General features: G+C 63.8%; 1 protein-coding gene. It reads right to left on the reverse strand.

What is annotated here, in order from left to right:
• Window positions 1-14 precede the first annotated feature (14 nt).
• Window positions 15-1,033, reverse strand: a protein-coding gene (locus tag L0C59_RS11045) for an IS630 family transposase (protein WP_243091375.1) whose coding sequence is annotated in 2 segments (ribosomal slippage) — window positions 15-544 and window positions 544-1,033 — 1,020 coding nt in all. Because the reading frame shifts where the segments join, the coding sequence is not laid out codon by codon here.
• Window positions 1,034-1,060: the final 27 nt, after the last annotated feature.

The raw sequence follows: 1,060 nt of genomic DNA on the forward strand, positions 1-1,060 counted from the left end.
TAAGTGCCCTCCCACTAAAAAACCACCTCTACTCCCCCTAACGCCCGCAAGGCCAACCGCACCGCCTCCTCCAATTCATCAAGGTCCCGGTAGTACCTCCTCGGCAGCAAAAACCCCTTCACCCGCCGCCAAACCGTCTCCATTGGATTGAGATGCGGACGGTACCGCGGTAGGTATCCCAGCTCCAGCCCCCTCTCCTCCCAGTACCCCACCCTGCCCCTCACCTCCTTGCCTCGGTGAAAGGAAGCATGGTCCAAAAACAGCCGCAAAGGCCTCCCCACTCCCTCCATCACCCGGTCCAGGTAGGCCCGCACCTCCGCCCCACCCACCTTCCCCCGGCACAGGGCGTACCAAAGCCGCCACTTCTCCCCGTCCCACACCAGGTGCCCCAGCACGTTTAACCTCCCCCCTTTCCCCCGCAACCGCGGCACCCTCTTACTCTCCCGGCACCGTACCCAGGTGTACGCCGGCGGCAGGGAAAGGGTAAAACCCGCCTCGTCCATGTACCCCACCGCCATCACCCCAGCCTCCGCCCCCTTTTTGCTTCCCCCTCCACCCTCCTAAACTCCCCCTCTTCCTCAGGCGTAGGCCTACCTGCCGGCACGTACCGCGTCCGCTTCCACACGTACCCCATGCCCCGCAGGTGCCGGTGAAGCGTATTGTGCCCCAACCACAGGCCAAACCGCTCCCACACCGCCTCCCGTAACTGGGGAATGGTCCATGTCCGCTCTTCTGCCAAGCAGGCCCTCAGGAAGGTCCGTATCTCCTCCGTTACCTTCGGCTTGGCCCCGGGGGGTTTACGGTAGCTCAGGCCCGGGACCCCTTCCCGAAGGAAGCGGTGTAAGGCCTGGCGCACCCCTGTGGGATCAAGGCCCAGAAAGCGGGCGATCCGGGGAGCCGTCCACCCCCTGCTCGCCAAACGCACCATCAGGGCCCACTTGCGGGTTTTGGAGTGGACGCCAGGGTCCTCCGAAAGCTGCAGGAGAAGCCTGTCCTCCTCAGGAGTCAGATGAACTCGGATGGGTGCAGGCATGGGGATATTTTAAGAGGAGGGTACTTA

It is taken from the genome of Thermus neutrinimicus (assembly GCF_022760955.1).
GTDB lineage: Bacteria > Deinococcota > Deinococci > Deinococcales > Thermaceae > Thermus > Thermus neutrinimicus.